General features: G+C 43.4%; 2 protein-coding genes. Both read right to left on the bottom strand.

Going from position 1 to position 724, the window contains the following annotated elements; all coding sequences use genetic code 11:
• Window positions 1-197 (bottom strand): flagellin N-terminal helical domain-containing protein (locus PU683_RS22490; RefSeq protein WP_463322657.1); only part of this gene is annotated, 197 nt, incomplete at its 3' end.
• A gap of 432 nt (window positions 198-629) precedes the next feature.
• On the bottom strand, window positions 630-724 hold a 95-nt coding region (locus tag PU683_RS22085; RefSeq protein WP_090269448.1), incomplete at its 5' end, for a flagellin.

The raw sequence follows: 724 nt of genomic DNA, 5'->3' as shown, positions 1-724 counted from the left end.
TTACGTGATGCAACGCTCAGACCATTGATGTTAGAGGTGAAGCGGTTGGCAATTGCCTGACCCGCAGCATCATCTTTTGCGCTGTTGATACGCAGACCGGAAGAGAGACGCTCAATAGAGGTGCCCAGAGAAGACTGTGATTTAGTCAGGTTGTTCTGAGTCATCAGCGACAGTGTGTTAGTATTAATAACAGCCATGATAGTTATCCTTCAGTAATAAGATGTAAGTTCCGGTATGCGCCAGCGGCTTCATCACCGTCATAATAGTTATCGACGGGTTCGGCGATCTCTTTAGAAGTTTTTTCAGTAGCAACTAAGCAAAGTCAAAAAAGCAATGTAACCAATTGAAATACAAAATAAAAAATAAACAAACTAATTTAGTAAAACTCCGAGTTCGCGCCCTTAACCAAGCTATTAAAAAGATATATTTCAACATAAAAAAAACGCTGCCTTGCGCGGCGTAAATAACACCATTCGCTCCCGCAGCCAATATATTTTATTTTATAAGATTATTCTTGATGTTATTTTTTACGCGCCTGTTTCCAGTGAAAACTGAGCGTGTAATACAAAACCGCTAAGCAATAAAAAAAGCGCCGACAAGCGGCGCTTTTTGGAAGAGTGCGTCTGCGATTAACGCAGCAGGGAGAGCATGGTCTGCGGAACCTGGTTCGCCTGAGCCAGTACAGAAGAGCCAGCCTGCTGCAGAATCTGCGCACGGGACATGT

The organism is Candidatus Kosakonia sp. 282A-S69 (assembly GCF_029433855.1).
GTDB lineage: Bacteria > Pseudomonadota > Gammaproteobacteria > Enterobacterales > Enterobacteriaceae > Kosakonia > Kosakonia cowanii_A.
The sequence above is the reverse complement of the archived record's forward strand: the minus strand, read 5'-3'. Positions and strand labels throughout refer to the sequence as shown.